The organism is Roseburia inulinivorans DSM 16841 (genome assembly GCF_000174195.1).
Taxonomy (GTDB): Bacteria; Bacillota; Clostridia; order Lachnospirales; family Lachnospiraceae; genus Roseburia; species Roseburia inulinivorans.
The window spans coordinates 1-976 of sequence record NZ_ACFY01000105.1; the positions used below are offsets into that span (position 1 = coordinate 1).

1 protein-coding gene is annotated in these 976 nt (G+C 39.0%); it reads left to right on the top strand.

The features are described from left to right. On the top strand, positions 1 to 876 hold an 876-nt coding region (locus tag ROSEINA2194_RS12385), incomplete at its 5' end, for a reverse transcriptase domain-containing protein (RefSeq protein WP_007887559.1). Between the last annotated feature and the right edge of the window lie 100 nt (positions 877 to 976).

Below are 976 nucleotides of genomic sequence, written 5' to 3' on the forward strand. Positions count from 1 at the left end.
GGATTCCGACCGAAAAGAAGTGCCAGGCAAGCACTGGAAGTGGTAAGGAAAGCGTGTAACAACAAGGGCTATTATGTAGTAGACGCAGATATTGAGAAGTTTTTTGATAACGTAAACCAAGATAAACTGATGAAACTGGTAGAGCAGAGAATATCAGACCGTAGGATATTGAAGCTGATAAGACAATGGTTAGTATCAGGAGTATTATACGGAAATGTACTGACAATTTCCGAACTGGGAACAAGCCAAGGTTCAGTTATATCTCCGTTATTGGCAAACATCTACTTAAATACACTGGACAGACTGTGGGAAAAGTATGGACTTACTCACGGTATTCTTGTAAGGTACGCAGATGATACAGTCATCATTTGCAAGAATAAGAAAAATGCAAATCACGCACTGAACTTATTGCAGTACATCATGGCAAAACTGGATTTAAAGCTACACCCAGTAAAAACAAAGATTGTCAGCATGTGGGACGGAAAAGAGGGATTTGACTTTCTTGGAATGCACCACAGAAGAATGACAACGGAAACAAGCAAAGGACAATTGTATAAAGAAACTTATCAGTACCCGAGCAGGAAAGCCATGAAGAAGATGAAAGCAGAAATCAAAAAGAATGTAAACGGTCGAAGTCTGTTAGTTGCAAAGGAAGAGGATTTAATAAAGAATCTAAATCCGAAAATCATAGGTTGGAAGAATTATTATTCCACCAAAACAAATGAGACATGGATGCAGGAATTAGACTGGTATATTATCTGCACCTTTACAAGATGGTATAACAAGAAACACCAAAGGCGTAAACATATGTCAAGAGTGGGATTTGTTAGAAATAGCATTTACGAAAAAGGATTAAAGAAAATGGCTAGAGCATGACGTAATGCTGTAGAAAGAAGAATGTCGGAAAGCCGTGTGAGGGAGAACCTCATGCACGGTTTGATGAGGGGCGGATGAAATTTTCATCCGCCTACTCTAC